Below are 20,940 nucleotides of genomic sequence, written 5' to 3'. Positions count from 1 at the left end.
GCAACGTCGCGACCCTCGACGATGCCGTCGCCGCCCTCAACCCGACCGAGCGACGCACGGGGAAGACGGTCATCCGCGTTCGCCCGTGAGGACTCGAGGACACGATCATCGGGCGGCAGGCCGGCACAACCAGGCTGGTGGGCCAGGGCGAGCAGATCGCGCAGTTTCTCCTTGGCGCGCCAGCCGGCCGGGATGTGCCGCCCGTAGGTGCCGATCCTGGCGAGGCCCCGCTCCAGAACAGTGCGCTGCTGATCAGTGAGCTCCTCGGCGACCGAGCGCAGCAGCCTGCAATGATCGCATTCGGGACCGCCCCTGCGGCCCCTGCGCCCGCGCATCTTCCAGGTCAGCCGCCTGCGCAGCTCGTCGACCTTGGCATCGGCCGGCTGCACCACGCGAAAATGATCCACGACGATCCTCGCGTGTGACAGCGCAGCGCGGATCACCGAGCGAAACATGGCCCACATGTCGATGGCCATATGAGTGATGACGCCACGCCAGGTGGCGGGCTGGGCCGCCAGCCAGGCGGCCACCACGGTCGAGACGCGGCCTCCAACCTGGCCCAGCAGCCCCTGGCCGCTGGTCAGGTCGATGAAGCCGACATGCCACCAGTCAACGACCTGCCGATATTTCCTGTGCCGGGATTCTGCTCCCAGCAAGGCCTGCCACGGCGGATCTTGCCACCCATCCACGACAACCCCGCCGACCACAACAGCCTGCGGTCTTCGATCTGCGAGTGCCTTCAGCGGCTCAGGTCACCACCTTGCGGATCAGTGCAGGCTGCATCAGCAAGGGTCCGCCGGAGAACTGCCCGTCACGATCTCCGGCCGCCCGACCAGCTCCCGCAGAACACGCTCGGCTTCCCCTACTCTGCGCCGGAAGTAATCCCCCGAGTCCACGTTGACCTGCCGCGTCGGCGCATGTCCACCGCGTACACCCGAAAACCAGTCAACAGCCCCGGCAGGACCCACTGGGAACTTTGTCACGTTCCGGGTCTGAGCCGAGATCAGCACCAGCGGCGGGCCATTGTGCGCAAGGAGGCCTGGCCATCGCACGATGGCACCCTGGCCGGGCACTTCCTGGGTCGCAACACCTTCACCCCTGCACCAGGTGATCGGCGCGTTCGACTTGCGGCCGCGCGGTTCACCTGGAGCATCGGCTCGCACCGTTTCAAGGCGGCCGGCTCGGTGTAGCGCTTTCGGCTGCCCGGCCGAAGTGCAGCAGCCCCGCCAGATGCCGGGAGGGCAGCGGATCGCGGCTCGTGCAAGGCGTCATGCAGGGCCTCTGCCCCGGGACGGCCGCGTGCCGCGGCCTGCCGGTAGAACGCCTCAGCGGCCCGTACGGCGAAGTCGTCCGAGAGTGGCCACAAGCAGGCCACCACGTCGGCGAATCCCGCGAGGTGGAACGCGGCGCCTATATGCAGGGCCTCATTGGGCAGCCGGTGCCCGGCTTGGCCCGTGCCGCAGACCGACAGATACGCGAACTCGGCCCCCCGCAGCGGCCGGCTACCGGCAGCGGGTGCGCGGTCGGCCCAGGACGGTGACCAGGCGGTCGAGCAGGGCGGGGTCGTTGGGCAGCGCGCCGTGCTCCACGCCGGGATTGTCCGTCAGGCTGAAGTGATGGCAGTGCATGGCCCGCCAGGCCAGGATGGCGTTGTTGGTGATGTCCTCCTGGTTACCGTCGCCGTCGCGCCGCAGGAAGCCACCGGGGTCGGCGATCTGGCCGGTGGACAGGTTCGCCAGCCGGGCCCCGACGACCGTGGGCAGGCCGGAACCCTTCTCCCCGTAGACGTCCACGTCGGGGAACGACCTCGGATCGGCGAACCGGACGAAGCCGACGTAGTACGCGGCGATCTTCCCGGCCGTCGGCAGCCCCGCGTCGGCGAACAGGCGCCGATAGTCGCGAGGCGTGTAGGAGCGGCCCGTCGAGGACTCGCGGATGACGACCTCACGGTCGCCGAAGACCGCCGGGTCGGCCGCGCTCATGTAGGTCGAGGGGGCGCTCTGGTACATCCGCGCGCTGCTCCGCGCGTTCTGCCTGGTCGTGGGGTAGCCGAAGTCCTGGATGTTCTGCCCGGTGAACATCAGGGAGTACATCAGGCCCTGCCCCGGCATGTTGCCCGCGATCGGGGTGAAGCCGTGGATGTAGCGGTCTCGCCACGCCTGGCTGGTGTGGGTGAGCAGGTATTGGGCGTACAGCGGCCCGTTGGAGTGGCCGACCAGGTGCACCGGCCGCTCGCCGTTGTCGCGGTAGGTGTCCTCGATGAGCCGGCGGGTGCGCTCGAAGAAGCCGCCCATGTCGGGGGTGAGCCGGGCGTCGTACCCGGCGACCCGGATGTCCCGGTCGCGGACATACCCGGCGGTCTCCAGCCTGCGGTAGAGAGCCTCGTAGTACGGTGCGCTGTCCGTGCGGCCGTATTCCATGATCTCGACGGTGACGCCCGGTTGCTCGGCGAAACGCCCCGGCATCGGCAGCGACGGATCGTCGCGGTAGCGCAGAGTGAGCAACCGGTCTCGGCAGACCTGGCTGAACCTGCTCGGCCAGTCGTTGCGGAACCAGTCCTGGAAGGTGCCAGAGCGCGGGCAGCCCGGCGCCGTGGTCTGGTCGCGTACGGTCGCCTGGAGCTTGGTGAAATGGAACGCGGGGAACAGCACGACCGGGGGTTTCCCCCGCGCCGGAGACCCGGACGGGCCGGGCTGGCCCGCGGTCAGCCCCAGCGGGACCAGCGCGGCCAGCACACCGTGCATCCAGCGACCGTCAAACAAGGCCATCCCTCTCAGCCACTCAATGTTCCAAGTGGTCGTTACCCACGATCACGCTCTGTGATACCTGCTGGTCGGAGGGGCGGCCAGGACCGCTCGATCGGCCCAGTTGGGCTCCGGCCGGACGACCTGACGCCGCAGCCCAGCCAGCTCATGCCGGAGCACCATGATTTCCATGTCTTTGGACGCTTGACCGCGTCCCAGGAGCATCAGCAAGCCGAACACCTGGATCATGAGCAGATAGAGGAGACGGAGAGGCACGGGAACTGATCCTGGACCGAGCCGCCACCTCAGGTCGATCCGCAGGTCAAGCGCCCCGCGACGGATTCTGAAGCGGTACCGGCCAGCGCCTTCGGCAGCGTGCCGCGGCGATCTCGGCGGGAACGCCCGTGTTGGCGCCGGGCCCGCTGCCGGGCACCACGATGAGGTCGGCCAGCCGCCGGAGGCGTGATCTCCACCGCCGACGACCTCAGCGCCTTTCACCGGGAGCGCTGGACACGTACGAATTGCTGACGAAGGAGGAACTAAAGGAGCTCAACGCCGGCCGGCCGCCCACGGATCCCCGCTACCCACCCTCGAGGTGTGCGAGAGCCAGGGTGAGTACAAGGCCGTCAAGAGCAGCTCGCCCGGCTTCACCACCCCCACCTTCGGCTCGCGGGACGGGGCGGGTCCAGCTCGTCATGTCCCTCACCCTGGACAGCGCCCACCGCGATCCCGCCATCGACCCGCTCGCCTCCAGGACGGGGGACGCCATCCGCTGCCCCGAGTAGTGACTGGCGACACTCGATCCGCTGTCCATGCCGAGCGAATGCTCAGGTGCCCATCCGGAAACCGGCTCCTGACCAGATGCGCCCTGAAGCCGACCCGAGTGCCCTGCGGAGCGTGACCATATGCCCCTGCTCAGGAGGTCACGCTGCTCAGAGCAGATCTGCCGCAGGCGGATCGTGTCGACGCCGATGCGAATCGCCTCACATGATGGACGCATGAGCGAAGAATCGAAACTTCCCCTGTTCAACCAGCGGATGAGACGCGAGCTTTACGAGCAGCGTGTTCTCATTCTCGACGGCCCTCTCGACGACGACAACGGGACACTGCTGGCCACGCAACTGATAGCACTCGCCACCCAGGACGCGTCGACCGATATCGCATTGTGGATTCACTCCCCGGGCGGCTCGGTCCCCTCGATGCTGGCGATTCGCGACGTCATTCGCCTCATTCCCTGTGACGTATCGACCCTCGTGCTGGGCATCGCTTACAGCGCCGGGCAATTCCTGCTGTCGTCGGGGACCCGAGGCAAGCGCCGCGCCCTGCCGCACGCACGCGTCCTGATGCACCAGGGCTCGGCGGGAATCGGTGGCACCGCGGTCGACATCGAACTGCAGGCCGGCGACCTCCGGCATACTCGTGACACGGTGCTCGGTCTTATCGCCGAGGACACGGGCCAGCCCGTCGAGCGCATATTCGAGGATTCTCTGCACGATCGTTGGTACACAGCGCAAGAGGCGCTCGACTACGGTTTCATAGATGCGATTGTGCAGACCTTCGACGAAGTCGCGCCGCACAATCGCCCGCGGCCCGGATTCGGCGTCACCGAAGGAGTCGGCAAGTGACCACATATACGATACCGAACGTCATCGCGCAGAATCCCCGTGGCGAGCGGATCATGGATGTCTACTCGCACCTGCTCACCGAGCGAATCGTTTATCTGGGCACCGCGATCGACGCGGGCGTCGCCAACGCGCTCATCGCGCAGCTGATTTTTCTGGAGTCGGACAACCCCGATGCCGAAATACAGTTCTATATCAACTGCGAAGGTGGTGATCCGAGTGCGATGCTCGCGATATACGACACCATGCGCCATATCCGCCCACGGGTTTCGACAACCTGCGTCGGACAGGCCGTCGCGGTCGGTGCCGTCCTTCTCGCCGCGGGTGCCGAGGGAAAACGTGCCGCTCTCCCCCACGCACGCGTGATCCTGCACCAACCAGCCGCTCAGGGGCGCGGAACGATCCCCGACCTCATCTTGCAGGCCGACGAGGTTGTACGAGTCCGGGCAGACATCGAGCGCATCCTGTCACGGCACACCGGCCAGACGATCGAGACCCTACGCGCCGACACCGATCACGATCGCGTGTTCACCGCGACCGCGGCCTTGGAGTACGGGCTCCTCGATCAGATCATCGAGGAGCACTCATAGGCCCGCGAACAACCCCGGCAAGCCGCTAAGCGGCCAGAGCATACGCCGCCGAGCAGACAGCACCCCTCGACCCGCTGGGCTGAGCAGACCGCAAACTCTCTGCGACAGCAAGAGTCAGATCGACCAGGGTCACATCCAGCGCGCCGGCGACCGCGGCGATCATTTCACTCGACGGCTCTTTGACGCCTCTTTCCATCTCGGAGAGATATTGCGGCGAGACTCCGGCGCGACCCGCCGTCTCACTCAACTTCTCGCCCCGCTGTTGACGAAGGCCCCTCAGACACTCACCGAGCACCTGCCGCCACAGCGGCTCGCGAGCCGGAGAGGGCTTGAGGGCGGTCCGATCGATCGCTGGACGTAGCGGCGAGATGGAAGATGGCTGCGGGATGGAGGAGGCCATACTCCACACCATAGGTAGACAGCGCTGTCGAGTTCCGCCGGCTTCGCGCAGAGCGGAACCAGTCCCTGCCTCCTCCGTTCGGCCTGAGGCGCACCTGCGCGCTCACCACGGGGTCACCGCGGCGGCGAGCGCTCGGGTGACGTTGGTGACCAGCCACACGAGCAGGGCGCGCACCGTACTCGGCGCAGCGAGATCAGGCGGGTCGGATTGCCGGCGATGTGGGCTTGGGCCGGTCGTCTGGGTGGTTCGCAGCGGTGCGGTCCGGGTGGCCGTCGCACAGGGCGTGGCCTGCCTGGGCCAGCCGAGCACGCCGCCGCTCGTGTAAGGCGGCAAGCCCCTCCCACACCCGGCAGACCCTCGTCACAGTCCTGCATCCGGCGACGCGACGGCGCGTTCACGACGGGGCCGGTTCGTCGAGCCCCACGTATTTCGGCCACTCGCCCTGAGGTCGTCCCTGATCGAGTGCAAGTCCTAGCCGACGCGTCTGTCATCGCACCCCGTGGGGCAGATGGCAAAGACACGTGTGCATATCAGCAGACGATGCGGCTGTGTGGATGCGGAAACGGGACGTCAGCGAGGCGTCACGTGTCCGCGTCTGCCGGTAGATGACGATCACGGCAGCTGGTATTTCGCCGTCCAGGTACGCAGCCTGGACGGGCAGCGGCAGCGCGTCCGCCAGGGCGGTTACACCGACCCCGAGGAAGCGCAAGCGGCAGGCCGAGCCCTGGCCGCTGCCGACCACGACGGCGCAGGGGCCGGATGCACCCTCGGACAGTGGCCGGCACGCCGGCCGGCCACCAAGGACGCCCTCTGTCCGTCGGCCCGGCCAGGCTACGCCACGCACATCCGCCTCTACCTCATCCCGCAGTTGACGCGGATCCACGCCACCCTGCGGACCGCCGACGAGCGATGCGTCGCAGTTCAGGCACTGCTCGATTCAAGATCCATGAGAGGCGCCCACCAAGGTTTCGTGATCGTATGGCTGCGGATCGGCCTGTCTCGTTTAAAGGTTGCGAGACACGCTAACCCGCAACCGTTGCCGGGCGAGGTCGGGGCAGTCGGCGGCGTAGGAGCGTACCGGGCTTGCGAACGGCCGGGGTGGCCACGGTGAGCGTCTTGGCGAGCGCGGGCACGAGCCGGAAGCGGGCGGTGTGGTGCTGGACGGCGACCTTGCCCCGGCCGGTGCGGCAGGGCGAGCCGGCCGGGGCGGCGCAGGAGGTCATCGGGCAGTCGTGGGCCTCCACGCGGAGGAAGTCGTCGTCGCGCACCCCGGAAGTGCTTCATGGAGCGTTTCACGCAGATCTCTTTTTGCACCGACCTATGAACCGGTGTTCGCCCTGGGCCCGTACTCCCGTGCACTACCGTCGATCTTTGTCCGTACTCGTGTGTACAACGGTGAGGTCGGTATGGCCAACCGTGTGACGGGTGCAACTGAGCTTGGTGTGCTGACGGCTTCGGCGGAGGAGTGGGCGGTCGCCGTCCGCCGGGTCGAGGTGATCGGCCGGTTGGCCCGGGAGCAGTAGGTTGAGGTGGCGGCGGAGCTGAGGATCTCTCGGCAGCAGGTGTACGGGTTGCTGAAGCGGTGGCGGGTAGGTCCGGGGATGGCCTCTGACCTTCTTCCGCGGCGATCGAGTGGTGGGGTTCATGCTCCTGGACTTGGCGAGGTGAAGCGATGGACAGCGGCATATCCACCGATTTAGGTGATCCCGAGGCGCTGGTACACGGGGATCACGATCAGGTGACATCGGCTCTCGAAGCCGCGGTGTCACGGGGCGAGTGGTTGCTGGCTGCGGCGGTGTATCGCACCGCGGAGCAGTGGCATCGTAACGTGACGGCGGGCGTGCGACGGCAGGCGCTGGCCTTGGCCGCGGCCAGGTTCGGCGCCTGTGATCTCTCCCACGAGATCAGCGCGGTTTCCGTGGACGGGAAGCGGGCCGATTGGGAGGTGCGCTGGGCCAGCGGGACCTTGTTGGATCCGCGCCTCGTGAGCGCGTTCCACACGCCGTACTTCCCCACGAGAGTAGCCACGGCGCTGGTGGACGGACGCCTTCTCGCGATCCTCAACGGCGACGGTTGCGCTGTGCGGACATGGGACCTGTCCAGCGGACGCCAGTTCGGCGAGCCGCTGACCGGCCACACCGACACTGTGAAGGCGATGGCCACGGTATCGATCGATGGCCGCCCCTGCATGGTCACCACCGGTCACGACAAGACCGTGCAGGTGTGGGACCTGACCACCCGGCAATCCGTCGGCGATCCGCTGACCGGCCACACCAGCTGGGTGACCTCGGTGGCAACGGCGGTGATCGGCGACCGCCCCCATGCGGTCACGGGCAGCATGGACGGCACGGTGCGGCTGTGGGACCTGACCACCCGGCAGCCCGTCGGCGATCCGCTGACCGGCCACACCGACCAGGTGATGTCAGTGGCCACCGTGATGATCGACGACCGCCTCTGCGCGATCACCGGCGGCAAGGACAACACGGTGCGGGTGTGGGACCTCACCACCGGACGGCAACGCGGCGCGCCGCTGACCGGCCACACCAGCGCGGTGTGGTCGGTGGCGACGATGGTGATCGGGCGCCGACCTTTCGCGATCAGCAGGAGCAATGACCAGACCGTCCGGAGATGGAACCTGGACACCGGGAACCTCATGAACACCCTGCAGACCGACCACACCGGCTGGGGAGAGTCGGTGGCCACGGCGATGATTGGTGGCCGCCCTCATGCCGTCACGGGCAGCAGCGACCGCAGCGTGCGGATCTGGGACTTGAGCACCGGACGTCAAGTGGGCGCCCCGCTGACCGATTCCACCGACCCGGGAAACGATCGCGGCCCAGTAGAGTCCGTGACGGTTGAGGTGGTGGACGGTCGTCCCCACGCGGTCACCGTCAACTCGTACGGCACGGTGCGGGTGTGGGACCTGACTGTCGCACCGCCTACCGACGCTCGGTTGAGCGGCCGCATCGGCTGGGTGCGGTCGGTGAGCACGGTGCTGGTGGACGACCGTCCCTGCCTGATCAGCGGCGGCGACGACGACAAGCAGGTGCGGGTGTGGGACCTTTCCACCGGGCATCCCGTCGGCGAGCCGCTGACCGGCCACACCCTCGGGGTGAACGCGGTGACCTCGGTGATGATCGATGGCCGGCCCTGCGCGGTCAGCGGCGGCGTCGACGGGACGGTACGGGTGTGGGACCTGACCACCCGGCAACCCCTGGGAAGGCCGCTGACCGGCCACAACAGCCCGGTGCGATCAGTGGTCACGGTGACGGTGGACGGTCGGCCCTGCGTGGTCAGCGGCGGTAACGACGGGACGGTGCGGGTGTGGGACCTGACCACCCGGCAGCCCATCGGCAAGGTGCTGACCGGGCTCTCTCATCTGATCCAAGTGGTTCCGACCGGCGCCTTACTTCACGTGATGATGCCCTCCGACCGGGTGCTGGCCCCGGTGATGATCGACGGCCGCCTGCACGTGGTGATGCCCTCCGACCGGGAGGGCAAGTCGCTGCGGCTGTGGGACGTGGGCAGCGGCCGACCGGTCGGCCGCTGGCTCAGCGGCCACAGCCTCTCGGTGCGGTCGGTGGTCACGCTGCTGGTGGACGAGCGTCCTCTCGCGGTCACCGGTAGCGCGGACGGCACGGTGCGGGTCTGGGATCTGACGACGCGCAAACCTCACAGGCTGCCGTTGACCGGCGGCACCGGCCCGGTGACGACGGTGGCCACGATGGTGGTGAACGGCCGTCCTCGCGTGGTCAGCGGCAACGACGACGGAACGGTGTGGATGTGGGATCTGGACAGCGGCCGGCTCATCGGTGACCCGCTGGTCTTTCCCGAGCCGGTCACCGCGCTGACCGTCGCACCGGACGGGCAGTTCATCGTGGCCTCCGGTAAGGAGATCACGGTGCTGGCCCCTCGCGACTCCGCCTGATCAGCGCCTCGGACCCGTCTTGCCGATCATGCAAGCGGTGGCGAAGCCGTTCATGAGCAGGGAGTGCGGCGGCGGCCCACAACGCGGGGCCGCCGGGGCGCCCGTACGGAGGAACAGCGTGCCGAGCAGAGCGATGCCGATCGTGCTGCCCGAGTTGCTGCACGGTGTTGAGCAGCCCGTTGGCCGAGCCGGTTCTCGTGCGGGCGGACGGGTTCGAGCGCGGTGCTGAAGAACGGCGCGGCGAACATTCTCAGCCCGAGCCCGCCGAGCGCGAGCGCGAGCAGGGCCAACCAGGTGGACCCGGTTGCGTAGCCGCTCGATCTGCTTGGGTCCTGCGGGAGGTCATCGGCTCGCGGTATCCGAACCGTCAGCGTCGCTCGTGGTGGCTGGGGTCCGCGTCCGCGGAGGGCGGCTCTGCGGGGTTGCCGGCCGGGTGGTTCACCGGCGGGTCTCGACGTGCGCCCGCCGCGCGGTGCCCCGCTGGACGGCGCGTCCGCACTCGCCGTGATGGGTGCGGTCGCCTGCTTCGGCCCATCGCGGCCGTCAACGAGTGGCTGTGACCAGCAGTCATGCGAGCTCGAACCGCGAAAGGAACTGTCCGTTGAACCTGTCACGAGCGATGCCCGCGGAGAGCCAGTGGGATCTCCTGGAGGAGTACCTCCTGAACAGCCGCTTCGATGTGGCAAGGATCGACACGGAGAAGATCGATGAAGCCGCAGAGCGTTTCCGGGTGGATCCGGGCTCTGGAGTTCTCTGCGATCTCGATACCGCGTTCGACCTGATCGACGATGACGAGCAGGAAACTCTGGTCTGGATCGGGACGCACTCTCCGGGCTGGTCTGTCTCAGGCGCCATGAACAGGGGCTGCACACTGTCCGAGGAAGCGAGCGCGGGAGGAAGGGGCATTCTCGCTCATTGGCACATGGCCGGCTTGTAAGAGCTCGCGGACGAGGGGATGGTCTACTACCACGACGGAGAGTATGTGGGCAGGGTGGGAGAGGAGGCGTTCCAGGATTACGCGCTGGGCCTGGATGACGCCGGGTTCCGGGAGCAGGTGGAGTATTACCTCATCCTGGCGGGGTGGATCACAGGCCGGTTCCTCGACCGGGGCTGGTTCGCGACGTCACGCGTCCTCTACCGCGTCCCCCGCGACACCTGGCCGCGCTGAGCGAGCCCGCCCCTGACTGGACACTCACCCAGGCAGGGCGCCGGTCTACAGCCCCGAGAGGCGCGTCTCACCTCGGCAACCGAGCTATGACCGACTCGAGCGCACTCCCAGCCTTGATGAGCTCCGTCATGGACGCGAGAAAGAGATCGGCGTTCTCCTGGTCTAGGCTCTTTTGGCAGTTTCGGCCACCTTCATCCGCCTGAGTGATGAATGTCTGCCAGAGCACTTGGGCCTCGGGGTCCGGGGCCTGGAAGTAACGGCCCGCGTCTCGGGCGATCTGCCCCATGTGGGCACACAGAGGGCCAAAGATCGACGGGTCGATATCGCCGTGCCTGGTCTGAGCGGCATCCTTGAGGCTCGCGGAGAGACGCGCGGCGTCGGTTTTGTAGCGTTTTTGCAGATCCCATCCGCCGTGTGCCCACCAGGCCTTCACCTGCAAGGTCCTGATCTCGGCGGACACGGCCACATTGTCGACGCCCATCACCTGTTGGACCTTGGAACTGAAGTCGGGTCCGGATGAGCTTTGTTGTTCGGCCGCTGCAAGGGTTACCGCCACTGCCGCAGCGCACAGCACAGCCGTACATGCGCGCCGCATGGCGAGCCCGCCATGCGGCCGGCCGGGATACAGCTCGGGGGCCGTACTTTGCGTCCTGGACCGCACCTTCCGGACCGCCGACACGGTCGCGGCCGCCATGAAAGCGGCAACTGCGGCGAGCACGAGAACGTAGCCCGTGATTGCTTGGACGAGTATCCAAGCTGCATTCGGAAGCCAGTGACAGCGAGTCGCCATCGTGTTCAGCGGCTGGAAGCACCCGTCCGCGCCGGCGAGCACGAAACGGCCGGCGAGGCCGCCCAACGCCACAACCTCGGCGGTGATCAGCGCGACAAGCAGCCGGTAACGGCTCGCCAGGATGCTCGCGGCCACGGCCGCCGCCGCGGCCGCGGCCACCAGGGCCACGAGCACCCACGCCTGGTAGACCAGGCCATAGAAGCCTCCTCGATCCCCGGGCGGGGGCTGCCATGTGTGCATATATCCCATCACGACGGCGACGGTGGCCCAGCACGTCAGCACCCCCAGCAGAGCAACCAACAGCACCCGCCGCCGCAGCGGCAACGCCTGGTCCAGCGCCTCTCGCCTGCTGACCTCGCCCAGGGAGCCAAGCGCCCAGCAGGGTGGGCTGGTGGTCGGGCGGAGCGTCCAGGCGAGCAGTGGCACCACCCACAGGGCCATGACCGCGGAGAGGACGAGAGGTTGGTCGAGGCCGGTCAAGAGCGGCCACACTGCGCCGATCGCAGATAGCATGGCCGGATGGTCCCCGGGCGAGGGGCCGTATATGTCCTGCAATATCCAGCGCATCCCGGCGAGGTCGACTGTTCCTGTGCTCGCCAGCAGCACACCATTGCTGTGCCACCACGCGAACCATGAGAACAGCACCAGCCATGCAGCTGCCAGCCCCAGTAGCATGGCCGGCCGGATCGTGCGTCCCGGCCACGCCCTAACCCACAGTTGGGCACACTGCGCGGTCCACCAGGCAAACGCCACTCCGGCGAACAGCACCAGCGCCAGAACCACCGGGTGATCCGGCAGCCACCGCTGGACCACGATCCGATTCAGAACCAGCTCGCCAACCGCTCCTCCGGCTCCCAGCCACAGCCCCGCGCGCACACCAGATGGCGCACGGCGCCCGGTGAGTACGGCATGGGCCACAGCACGCCACAGTGCGATCCCGGCTACACCAGTGACCAGACCCGCCACCACCAGGGCTGTCACCTGGACCATCCAGGTGCCTTTCGCGATGGAAGGCAGGTAATCCGCCGCCTGAGTATCGATGAGCGGGGCGGCGGCCCCGGTCAGGAACATGGGCAGCGCCTGCACACCGAACAGGGCCGCCGGGTCGGTGACAGCGTCCCGACGCAGCGCCCAGCGCGGGTGGGTGCGCCACAATTCGACAAAGGAGCCGAGTGCCTGCTGCAGCCTGCCCCTGGCCGGGGCAGATACCGTGAACGTCAAACTGCGCAGGTCCGCGCCCCAGCGCAGTGCGGCAAGGTCGGCGTAGATCTCCCGGCTGCGCAGCACGTCCGACCGGGCGAGATAGACCAACAGGATCATGAAGACCGAAAGCAGCATGCCACGCGTTGCGAATGCCGCCTCACCAGCCCAGAACGGCGACCGCACGGAAGTGGGAATCGCGGTGAGGTACCAGGTGACGTACGGGAGGAGCACAAGGGCGATGAACACCCGCCACACGACGATGGTGGCGTAGGTGATGGTGACGTCGCCGTTGCGGATGTGGGCGAACTCGTGCATCGCTGCCGCCCGGAAGCCGTTGGGGTTGGTGGTCATGCAGGCGAGCAGCCCGCCGTGCAGGCACACAATCGGCCGGCGATTGCTACCGAACACCAACGCGTCGGTCGTGACCGCCGTCGGGTCGACAACGGTCCGGGGAACGCGGGCCAGGCCGGCCGCCGCGGCGAAGTCCTCCAGCCTGCGCCGGATCTCGCCGTCGTGGTCGATCGCCTCCAGCGGTACGACCCGGCCGCGCCGGGCCTTCCAGAGCGGCAGGCACCAGAACAGTGCCACGGCCACCGTCACCAGCAAGACCGGCCACAGGAGGGGCAGCCACCAAGGCGCCGCAGGCTCGTAGCGGTCCACGCATGCCCGGTAGGCGTCGTAGTGCGCGATGATCCTCGCGGAGACGGCTCGGTTGGTGCCCTGGTTGGGATCGCCTCCGGCGGCGAGCAGACAGCCGTATCCGAATCCGCCGTAGAACCTGCTGGCTACGACCTGCATCATCGAACCGCTACTCACCACCAGCAGAGTCAGCAGCAGGATGAAACGCACAGTCGTGCCTGCGCCCATCGCCCGCTCGTCGATTCGCGGCGCGGGGACCACGGTCTGCATCGCTAGTTCTGTGTCAGGGCGCCGCCGTTGTTCGGGCCGTCCGGCTCCTGTGCGTCATCCCCCGGTGCGGCCAGTGCGAGCCTGCCCACCACGGCGTCGGCGATGAGCCGTGCGCGGCTGTCCCCAAGCCCATGCTCCACAGCGGTCTCGACCACCCGTTGGTGGACTTCGGCAAGCTCTTCACGTGTCAGATCAGGGACGAAGACGGCCGCAGCCGACCTTCGGAAGATCTTGCGCAGTACGGCTCTCGTTCTTGCGGCCGCGCCATCTACAGCGACGTTCCCGACCCGCCGCGCAGCCTCGTCGACCATAAGCCACACCACCGGAGTCACCAGGGCTGCAATCTCACCCAGACCGAACCCCAACGGCTCACGCCGACTGCCCCGTCGGCCCAGCCGCTGAATCACAGCATCGTCATCGAGCCTGGCCAGCCCGTCCACGAGCAGGAGTTCCTGCGGCGCGATCTCCGCCACCACATCGCGGACGACGTCGCGCACCCTGGTCGTCCCCGCCCTACTCACATGACCGCCGCTGCTGGGCAAAGCTGCTCCAGAACTCATGACGTCCCCTCTTCATCGCGTTCTGTGATGCACTTGCCGCACTGTGCAGGATTACCATCCTCGCTGAAGGAATCTGGAGATGTAGGTAAATCCAGAAAACGCATGAGCGGTGTAGTGGCCGGCGTGCTCGCCGAAGTCCCGTGCCTGCCTTTGGAGTTCTTCCGGGTAATGCTCGCGCAGTTCAGCGGCATTGGGTCGTCCGTTTTTCACGCACGGTCTCTTCATACGGTGGGACGGGTACCTCCCGTATGCGACGGGACCGGTTTCGGTCGTACCGGGCCGTTGGCACTCGGGGCCCGATACGTAGCGCTTGTTGTTCTGTAGCTGGGAAGGGGGGAAACATCTCCGTGACTCCGCATGATCTTGTTTGACGCGCGAAGATGCTTGCGGAGATAGAAGGTTCTGGAGTGACTCCATCTCCGCAAACAGGGGTGTATCTCCGCATATTTGCGGAGATGTTTCGGCCCTTTCCCGGCCGGAGCTCGCCGGTCTTCTGATCATTCGCCAGGTTCGACATGGCAGGACTGTAGGGGCAGTTCCCGTAAGCCGAGAACTGCCGGAGGTGGCGGCTCTTGGCCTGGAGTTCGGATGTGCCGTACGGCCGGGACACAGGCCTCGCTTGGCGCCACCAGCACTTGGCCGCCGCGCCCGCTACGTGAGCCTGGGTGCGGAGACCTCCGCCGGCATTACCACCAACACGACATCGCCGCCCCGGCGTCACCGGCGCAGCGACTAATCAGACCAACTCCAGCCTCTGACGTCGGCCCGACGGCATCGCGAGCCGGCCGAACGCCCGGGCACGTCAACATGACTTCAAGACCGGGCGGCCGAGAAGGCAATGGATGCACCTCTCACGGCACACCCACACCGTGCCCATCGCGGTCAGGACCTTGTTGGCGACGCCCCGTACGAGGTCCGTCTGGGGCGGCGGGCGATGGGACCACCTTGTCTGAGGCCGTTCTGGACGACGATGATCCAATGTGCGAACATACGTTCGACAATCGTCCTTCAGAATGGAGTGCATGTGCGCCTCTCAAGCTCTGGCCGTGCTCCTCTCTCCCACCGATTAGCCGCCCTGGCTGGGTTCCTGCTCCTGGCAGCGCTCCTGCTCGTCGCTCAGGCACCCGCCGCCTCGGCCGCCGACATCGTCACCGACCTTGGCGTCGCCGCCGACAGGGGCGGCGACGTGGTGGGGCAGAGCGGCAAAATCTTCGTCGCCGCCGACGATCGGATCGTGGTCACCAAAAGCGACGGCGCGCTCATCGACACGATCAGCGGCCTGTCCGGTGCCGTGGCGCTGTCCGTGGCGGACAACGGCAGGAAGGTGTACGCGGCGCTGCGCGATTCGCATGAAGTGATCGAGATCGACATCGCAACGCTTGCCATCACCAAGCGGATCGACCTCACCGCCTACCCGTGCCCGTCCACGCTGGCCCAGTCGTACGAGCGGCTGTGGGTCGGATACGGGTGCGGCCAAGCGGGGGAAGGAGGCGTCGTCGCCCTCGAGCTGTGGAGGCCGACACCCACCCTCGTCCCGGTCGGGCCAGGCACGACGCAGCCTCCGCTGGTCGCCGTCGCCGGGAGCACTCTGGTGGCGGGAGAGCCGGGAACCGACCCCGCTTCGATCAGGGTGTATGACGTCAGCAGCACCCCGGCCACCCCGCGCGGTGAGATCCGCACTGACACGTCCCTGCGGGACCTCGCCCTCGGCGACTACGGGTCGGCGGCGCTGTCGGCGCTGGCCGACACCCACCGGTTCGACGCCTGGGACACGACGACCAACGCCAAGACACGCGCCTACGACAGCGGCGAGCTGAGCGAGCACGGCCTGCCCACCGCCGTCGCGGCCAGCCCGAACGGAGCCTATGTCGTGGGCGGCTGGAACTCCTCCGCGGGCGACGCGGCGGAGCTCGTGGTGTACGACCCGGCCACGGCGGAGGTGATCTACTCGGCCGACCACCAGGGGAAGGCGCTGGTGGCGGGCAGCATCGCCTTCTACGGTGTACTCACCTATGCGGTGCTGAAGGAGCCTGACACCGGGCGGATGCACCTCTGGCGGCTGCCGCATTCGCCTTTCCACTCCTCCACCTTGACCATGACGGCTCCCTCCGAGGCGACCGCGCTCAAGCAGCTGACCTTCAGCGGGCGGCTCACGCTGAGCACCGGCGCGCTGCCCGGCGTGCAGACGCTTGAGCTATACCGCTGGCTCCCCGACGGCACCTCCCGGCCCTTCCAGGAAGTCACCACGGAGGCGGACGGCACGTACCAGTTCACCGATACCGCACCGAAATGGGGGTCGTACGAATATCGGTTGTACTGGCCGGGCAACTCATGGTTCAGGGGCAGCGGCGCCTCGGCCATCGTCGAGGTGGGCCTGTACCAGCCGGTGCTCACGGTGACCGGCCCGACCACCGGCGTCGTCGGCGAGCGACTCGAATTCAACGGAACGTTCGCCGCCGACGGCATCACCTTCCCGCCCACCATTGTCACCGTCGTACGTAACGTCTCCAACCCCGATGGCACTACCTCGAAAGCCCTGGCCAAGATGACTGCCGCTGCCGACGGGTCGTTCAGCTTCGCTGACACGCCGACGACGGCCGGCAAGCACACGTACGTCATCCAGCTGGTGGGGAACTCGACAATCGAGCCGGCGAAGACCACCCACGTGGTCGTCGTCTCCCAGCCCTCCGCGTAAGCTCCCGACGGGGTGACGACGATCCGAATCGCCGTCACCCATGTCGTTGAGCACGCCGAACCACGGAACTCAGCCCGCCCGTGGACGTCCATCACACGGGCATGCTCGATAACCGTTACCTGGTTCTCGCGCTTCACCTCCAGATGCACGAGCCGCAGCCCGAGGACTCCCCCTTGATCCTGCACCGCCTTGCCGGATGGCCGCTCGATTTCGCCCTTCCAGACGTCTGTTGCGGCCCCGAACCACCCGAACGGGGGGCCTGGGTACCCGTCTGCGTGCTCGGCCCGCTTGCCGGCCCCCGTCGTCTCGATCTGAAGAACGCGGTGTCGGCCTTCACCAAACACCGGCTGGAGGCTGGGAAGGGCTGGTGACCGGTCGCTGGGCGGCAAACGGGCGTGCCATAGAGCGACCATGTCCTCGGACCAGGCGAGGCGACAACAGCGCCGGGAGCCTGCGGACAAATGCAGCCGCCGCGAAACGCCCGACCACCCGCTCATCAACACCGAACAGCAGCGGCTCCAGCTTCGGGGCCCTGAAGAGGAACCGACGCACCAGCAAGAGAAATCACACAACAACTAACGATCAACCAAAAACCAGTTTGAAGATGTCATGAGCGACGTAGTACGAGCCGCCATCCGGCATGAGCACGAACGTCTGCGCGAATCTCAAGGGGGAACCGTCTGCTTCGAGCGTCCCTGTCACCAAAATGAGTACGCCGGCGCCGCCGGGCAGGGGCTGCGCGTCCTTGGTGTGGACCTCGTGCTTGACGTTCTGGAAGGCAAGCGTGGTCAGTTTCTCCACGATGTCCACCGCGCCTTGGGTCTGGCTGGATTCGAAGGTCAGAAGCGAGCTCGGCCTGTACAACCCCTCGAGGGACCGGCGATCTGTATCGAACGTGTTGTAGTAGTACGGGATGAACTGCTCGGCAAGCGCTGCATAATCTGCACCGCCCACAGTCTTCCTTTCAAGTACGCCTCAGTACGGACCCTCATACTTGGAGGCTGGACAGTTCAGCCAGCACAGCCTCGGCTGGACGTCACTCCACCCCGATCGAGGGTAACGATCATCCTTCGACACCCCAACCCCCCTTTGCGATGGAACGGAAGGCGCTCCGGAAAAGGGAGCGGGCGCAGCCAGCCAGGTTGAGCGGCGGCTCGCTGCAGCTCTGGAAGTTTTGGGCCGACCAGGGGACTGCCCCTTTCACCGGTACTTGGTCTGCACCCCCACTACGCCCAGCAGGGCACCATCACCACGCCGCACCTTGTCGACCAGACCGAACAAGCGTGGTGCCTGACGGTGCTGACCAACACGGTCATCACGTGGACGACCGAGTACTACCAGCTCGCCGTCAAAACCTGCGCGCTAGCGGCCGGGATGTGCCTGATGAGCTGCCGGCCCACATCTCCCCGGCCCACAGCGAGAACGTCAACTTCTTCGGCGTCATCACCGTCGACGTCGAAGCCGAGCTCGCCAGACTCGACGGAGGCGGCCGGCACCCCTTGCGCCCGGCCGCTGTTGAGCCGAGCCTGCGCCTATGACGGGTTCTTGGGGGCTGGGTAAGGTTCCGGGTCTGGCCGAACGCCGAGCCGCCATGTGGGTGGGCTTGGAGGAGCGAGGCGGGGACAGGAGTGGGCCCGCATTCAACCGCCGAGGGCGCGCTTTTGTGGGTGGATCGCCTCGCCGCGGGCGAGCATGTCAACGAACTGGGTGATACGGCGGGCTCGGGTCTCGGCGCGTTTGGCGTTCGCGATCCGATAGAGAACGGCGTAGCGGTTTTGGGAGGTGAGGATGTCGAACATCGCTTGTGCCTGGGGGTTCGCGGCCAATGCGGCGGCCAGGTCGGCTGGCACCTCGATGCCGGCTTGGCCCGCGTAGGCCGTGTCCCAGCGGCCGTCGGCCTTGGCGCGTTCGACCTCGGTCATTCCGGCCGGATGCATCCGGCCCTCGCTGATCAGACGGGTGACGATGGAAACGTTCCGCGCTGACCAGGGACTTTGCCTTCCGCGAGGGGTGAAGCGCCGGCAGAAGGTGATCTCATCCCGCCGTCGTAGCCGACCGTCGATCCAGCCGTGGCACAGGGCTTCGTCGAGCGCCTGGTCATAGGTCAGGCTGGTGGGCCGGGTCGTGTTCTGCTTGGCGAGGACCAGCCACACCCCCGCCGAACTGTCGTGGTGCCTGCTGAGCCACTCCCGCCAGGCTCGGGCATCGGTAACGGTCAGTTCCAGTAGTTCGTCGCTCATCGTCATGTGCCCCTGGTGATCATCAAAGGGATGGTTGTCGGCGGTCACCCGAAGGTGGGAGCCCAGGACGGGGGCCTGCCGGAAGTGGCGCGGGATCGGTCAGCGGTGGAGCCGGCCGATCACGTCCTTCGCCACGTCGCCACCGCGGCCTCTGAACGGATGACGCCCGCCCGCCTTCACCAGGTCTTGCCGGCCTGCTCCCGGATCGTGTGGTTGATCCGGTTGAAGAAGTTGGTGATTGCGATGTTCAGGATGATCGCGGACATCTGGTTCTCGTCGAAGTGGGTGGCAGCACCGTCCCAGATCTCGTCGGTCACGCCCGGCGCGCCGTCCTGGATCCGGGTGGCGGCCTCGGTCAGCGCGAGCGCCGCCCGCTCCTCCTCGGTGAAGAACGGGGTCTCGCGCCAGGTGACCACGTTGTGCAGCCGCTCCTCGGTCTCTCCATGCTTCTTCGCCGACTGGACGCCGGCGAACACACACGGGCTGCAGCCGTTGATCTGACTGGCCCGCAGATGGACCAGCTCGAGCACGAGCGGGTCGACGCCACCGGCGTGAATCGCCTTGTGGAGATGCTGGATCGCTGTGATCACGTCGGGATTCGCCACGCTCTTCATGCGTGCTTCCATGGGTCCTGCCCCTCGTCGGTTACGTGCGCCCATCCGGGCCCGTCATCTACCGCACCTTGGCGGAGGTCATCGTCGTCGTAATGGACTTTTCGGCCGAGGAGTTCTCGGTCATGCCGGCGACGTTACGGTATGACCCGGTCAGAAACGGTCCTGGTTATCGAGCAGACTGTTAGCCGTGGTCAACACCTCGGCGCGGCTGCTGCGGCTGCTGTCTTTGCTGTCAACGCGGCGGTCCTGGACGTGCGCTGATCTTTCCGCCCAGCTGGAGATCACCGAACGGACGGTTCGCCGGGACATCGCCCGGCTACGTGAACTCGGCTACGGCATCGAATCGGAGATGGGCCCATGGGGCGGCTACCACCTCGGGCCCGGAACCAGCATTCCGCCACTGATCCTTGACGAGGAGGAGGCCCTCGCGGTCGCTGTCGGGCTGCGCACCGCCGCCTTCAGCGGAGTCTCCGGCAGCGACCAGGCAGCCCTCTCGGCGCTGCTGAAACTACGCCAGGTGCTGCCGGCCAGGATCGCCGACCGGCTCGGCGAACTGGACGCCGCGTTCACCCACACCGCACGACCCGACGACAGCCAGATCTCCCCCGCGCTGCTGCTCGACCTGGCCACCGCGTGCCGGCGAGGCGAACGCACCCAGTTGACCTACCGCGACCGGGCCGGAACGACGTCCACCCGCCGAGTGGACCCCTACCGGCTCATCTACACCGGCCGCCGCTGGTATCTCCTCGCCTACGACCTGACGCGGCAGGACTGGCGCACCTTCCGTACCGATCGCATCATCGATGCCACAGCCACCGGGCAGGCCACTGCCCTACCCGACCCGCCAGATCCAGCACAGATGGTCAGCACGGGCATCGCGCTGAGGCCCTACCCGGTGTGGGTGACCATCCGCCTGGCCGTACCGGCCGATGAAGCCCGCAGGCTGGTGCCACCAACGGTCGGCGTCCACCACCCGGACGGCGATGACGCAACGATCATCGACATCGGCGGGCCAGACGCCGACGGCCTGGCCCGCTACCTGCTCAGCCTCGGCCGACCACTCCAGATACTGCACCCAGAAGAGGTCCGCCAGGCATTCCTCACCCGCACACGACAACTCCTCAAGGACAACCAGTAACACAAACACCCGCCGACCGCTGACACGGCTACCTGCAGTGACGGATGTTGCCAGCCACCATGAAGTACGACTGCGATCTTGACTGTCTCAATCGCCGAGTTCGAAGCCGACCTGCTGAAGATGCGACGTGTCGGTAAGACCCGTGCAACCAGGTACACCCGATTGAGTCCGCCCAGGTCAGCGGTGCTCTCGTGATCGGTGGGGAGGCGTCCGACGGCGTCTTCGAGGTCGGCGTGGGTCGGGAGGGTGTACCGGCGGGCGGTGTCGAGGCGGGCGTGGCCGAGGAGTTCGGCGACGACGACGATGTCGACGCCCGCGCGCAGCAGGTTGGTCGCTAGT

20 protein-coding genes are annotated in these 20,940 nt (G+C 67.1%); 10 read left to right on the top strand and 10 right to left on the bottom strand.

Annotation, left to right across the window (positions count from 1 at the left end; translation table 11 throughout):
* From AB0L65_RS57440 to AB0L65_RS57430, 3 genes are all read right to left on the bottom strand, one after another.
* The coding region (locus tag AB0L65_RS57440; RefSeq protein ID WP_364265209.1) for a transposase at nt 1–689 on the bottom strand (689 nt) is incomplete at its 3' end.
* Nucleotides 690–1,003: 314 nt separating this feature from the next.
* Nucleotides 1,004–1,495 carry a CHAT domain-containing protein gene (locus tag AB0L65_RS57435; RefSeq protein WP_364265211.1) on the bottom strand — a complete coding sequence of 164 codons (492 nt, stop codon included), beginning with the start codon at nt 1,493–1,495 and terminating at the stop codon, nt 1,004–1,006.
* Between the two features lie 7 nt (nt 1,496–1,502).
* The gene (locus AB0L65_RS57430) at nt 1,503–2,744 is read right to left on the bottom strand and encodes a hypothetical protein (protein WP_364265207.1); all 1,242 of its coding nucleotides are present in this window, start codon (nt 2,742–2,744) and stop codon (nt 1,503–1,505) included.
* Between the two features lie 998 nt (nt 2,745–3,742).
* Here AB0L65_RS57430 and AB0L65_RS57425 point away from each other — a divergent pair.
* Nucleotides 3,743–4,369, top strand: a complete 627-nt coding sequence (locus tag AB0L65_RS57425) for an ATP-dependent Clp protease proteolytic subunit (RefSeq protein WP_364265205.1) — start codon at nt 3,743–3,745, stop codon at nt 4,367–4,369.
* Nucleotides 4,366–4,956, top strand: coding sequence for an ATP-dependent Clp protease proteolytic subunit (locus AB0L65_RS57420; RefSeq protein WP_192787173.1), 591 nt, complete (start codon nt 4,366–4,368; stop codon nt 4,954–4,956). Before AB0L65_RS57425 ends, AB0L65_RS57420 begins: the two co-directional genes overlap by 4 nt.
* A gap of 25 nt (nt 4,957–4,981) precedes the next feature.
* On the opposite strand, the gene AB0L65_RS57415 is transcribed toward AB0L65_RS57420, so the two are convergent.
* Both AB0L65_RS57415 and AB0L65_RS57410 read right to left on the bottom strand, forming a co-directional pair.
* Entirely contained in the window at nt 4,982–5,356 is a 375-nt protein-coding gene (locus tag AB0L65_RS57415; protein WP_350727265.1) for a helix-turn-helix transcriptional regulator, read from the bottom strand.
* 1,022 nt (nt 5,357–6,378) lie between these two features.
* A complete protein-coding gene (locus AB0L65_RS57410; RefSeq protein WP_364265202.1) occupies nt 6,379–6,624 on the bottom strand; it encodes a hypothetical protein in 246 nt (81 codons plus the stop codon).
* A 404-nt stretch (nt 6,625–7,028) separates the two neighbouring features.
* Between AB0L65_RS57410 and AB0L65_RS57405 the strand changes: the two genes are divergently transcribed.
* The 3 genes from AB0L65_RS57405 to AB0L65_RS57395 all read left to right on the top strand — a co-directional run bounded on the left by AB0L65_RS57405 (nt 7,029) and on the right by AB0L65_RS57395 (nt 10,452).
* Entirely contained in the window at nt 7,029–9,284 is a 2,256-nt protein-coding gene (locus tag AB0L65_RS57405) for a WD40 repeat domain-containing protein (RefSeq protein WP_364265201.1), read from the top strand.
* A 601-nt stretch (nt 9,285–9,885) separates the two neighbouring features.
* The gene (locus AB0L65_RS57400) at nt 9,886–10,221 is read left to right on the top strand and encodes a hypothetical protein (protein ID WP_364265199.1); all 336 of its coding nucleotides are present in this window, start codon (nt 9,886–9,888) and stop codon (nt 10,219–10,221) included.
* A gap of 45 nt (nt 10,222–10,266) precedes the next feature.
* The gene (locus AB0L65_RS57395; RefSeq protein ID WP_364265197.1) at nt 10,267–10,452 is read left to right on the top strand and encodes a hypothetical protein; all 186 of its coding nucleotides are present in this window, start codon (nt 10,267–10,269) and stop codon (nt 10,450–10,452) included.
* Between the two features lie 67 nt (nt 10,453–10,519).
* Here AB0L65_RS57395 and AB0L65_RS57390 read toward each other — a convergent pair whose 3' ends face one another.
* Together AB0L65_RS57390 and AB0L65_RS57385 are read right to left on the bottom strand one after the other, a co-directional pair.
* On the bottom strand, nt 10,520–13,354 hold the full coding sequence (locus AB0L65_RS57390) for a M48 family metalloprotease (RefSeq protein ID WP_364265195.1): 2,835 nt from the start codon (nt 13,352–13,354) through the stop codon (nt 10,520–10,522).
* Between the two features lie 2 nt (nt 13,355–13,356).
* On the bottom strand, nt 13,357–13,851 hold the full coding sequence (locus AB0L65_RS57385; protein WP_364265193.1) for a hypothetical protein: 495 nt from the start codon (nt 13,849–13,851) through the stop codon (nt 13,357–13,359).
* 1,087 nt (nt 13,852–14,938) lie between these two features.
* On the opposite strand from AB0L65_RS57385, the gene AB0L65_RS57380 reads away from it, so the two are divergent.
* Both AB0L65_RS57380 and AB0L65_RS57375 read left to right on the top strand, forming a co-directional pair.
* Nucleotides 14,939–16,609, top strand: coding sequence for a hypothetical protein (locus tag AB0L65_RS57380; RefSeq protein ID WP_364265191.1), 1,671 nt, complete (start codon nt 14,939–14,941; stop codon nt 16,607–16,609).
* Between the two features lie 101 nt (nt 16,610–16,710).
* Nucleotides 16,711–16,980 carry a hypothetical protein gene (locus AB0L65_RS57375; protein ID WP_364265189.1) on the top strand — a complete coding sequence of 90 codons (270 nt, stop codon included), beginning with the start codon at nt 16,711–16,713 and terminating at the stop codon, nt 16,978–16,980.
* Between the two features lie 211 nt (nt 16,981–17,191).
* Here AB0L65_RS57375 and AB0L65_RS57370 read toward each other — a convergent pair whose 3' ends face one another.
* Nucleotides 17,192–17,563, bottom strand: coding sequence for a nuclear transport factor 2 family protein (locus tag AB0L65_RS57370; protein WP_364265188.1), 372 nt, complete (start codon nt 17,561–17,563; stop codon nt 17,192–17,194).
* 422 nt (nt 17,564–17,985) lie between these two features.
* Between AB0L65_RS57370 and AB0L65_RS57365 the strand changes: the two genes are divergently transcribed.
* The gene (locus tag AB0L65_RS57365) at nt 17,986–18,147 is read left to right on the top strand and encodes a hypothetical protein (protein WP_364265186.1); all 162 of its coding nucleotides are present in this window, start codon (nt 17,986–17,988) and stop codon (nt 18,145–18,147) included.
* 102 nt (nt 18,148–18,249) lie between these two features.
* On the opposite strand, the gene AB0L65_RS57360 is transcribed toward AB0L65_RS57365, so the two are convergent.
* Nucleotides 18,250–18,897 (bottom strand): YdeI/OmpD-associated family protein, encoded by a 648-nt coding sequence (locus AB0L65_RS57360; protein WP_364265184.1) that lies wholly within the window; start codon nt 18,895–18,897, stop codon nt 18,250–18,252.
* A 128-nt stretch (nt 18,898–19,025) separates the two neighbouring features.
* Nucleotides 19,026–19,475 (bottom strand): carboxymuconolactone decarboxylase family protein, encoded by a 450-nt coding sequence (locus AB0L65_RS57355; protein WP_138720058.1) that lies wholly within the window; start codon nt 19,473–19,475, stop codon nt 19,026–19,028.
* Nucleotides 19,476–19,650: 175 nt separating this feature from the next.
* Here AB0L65_RS57355 and AB0L65_RS57350 point away from each other — a divergent pair, with 175 nt between their 5' ends.
* Nucleotides 19,651–20,601, top strand: a complete 951-nt coding sequence (locus tag AB0L65_RS57350; protein WP_364265182.1) for a YafY family protein — start codon at nt 19,651–19,653, stop codon at nt 20,599–20,601.
* 191 nt (nt 20,602–20,792) lie between these two features.
* Entirely contained in the window at nt 20,793–20,939 is a 147-nt protein-coding gene (locus tag AB0L65_RS57345) for a hypothetical protein (RefSeq protein ID WP_364265180.1), read from the top strand.
* Nucleotide 20,940 lies beyond the last annotated feature (1 nt).

This window comes from Nonomuraea sp. NPDC052116 (genome assembly GCF_040680035.1).
GTDB classification, from domain to species: Bacteria; Actinomycetota; Actinomycetes; order Streptosporangiales; family Streptosporangiaceae; genus Nonomuraea; species Nonomuraea angiospora_A.
Note: the sequence above shows the minus strand (reverse complement) of the source record. Positions and strands in the feature narration are given on the sequence as shown.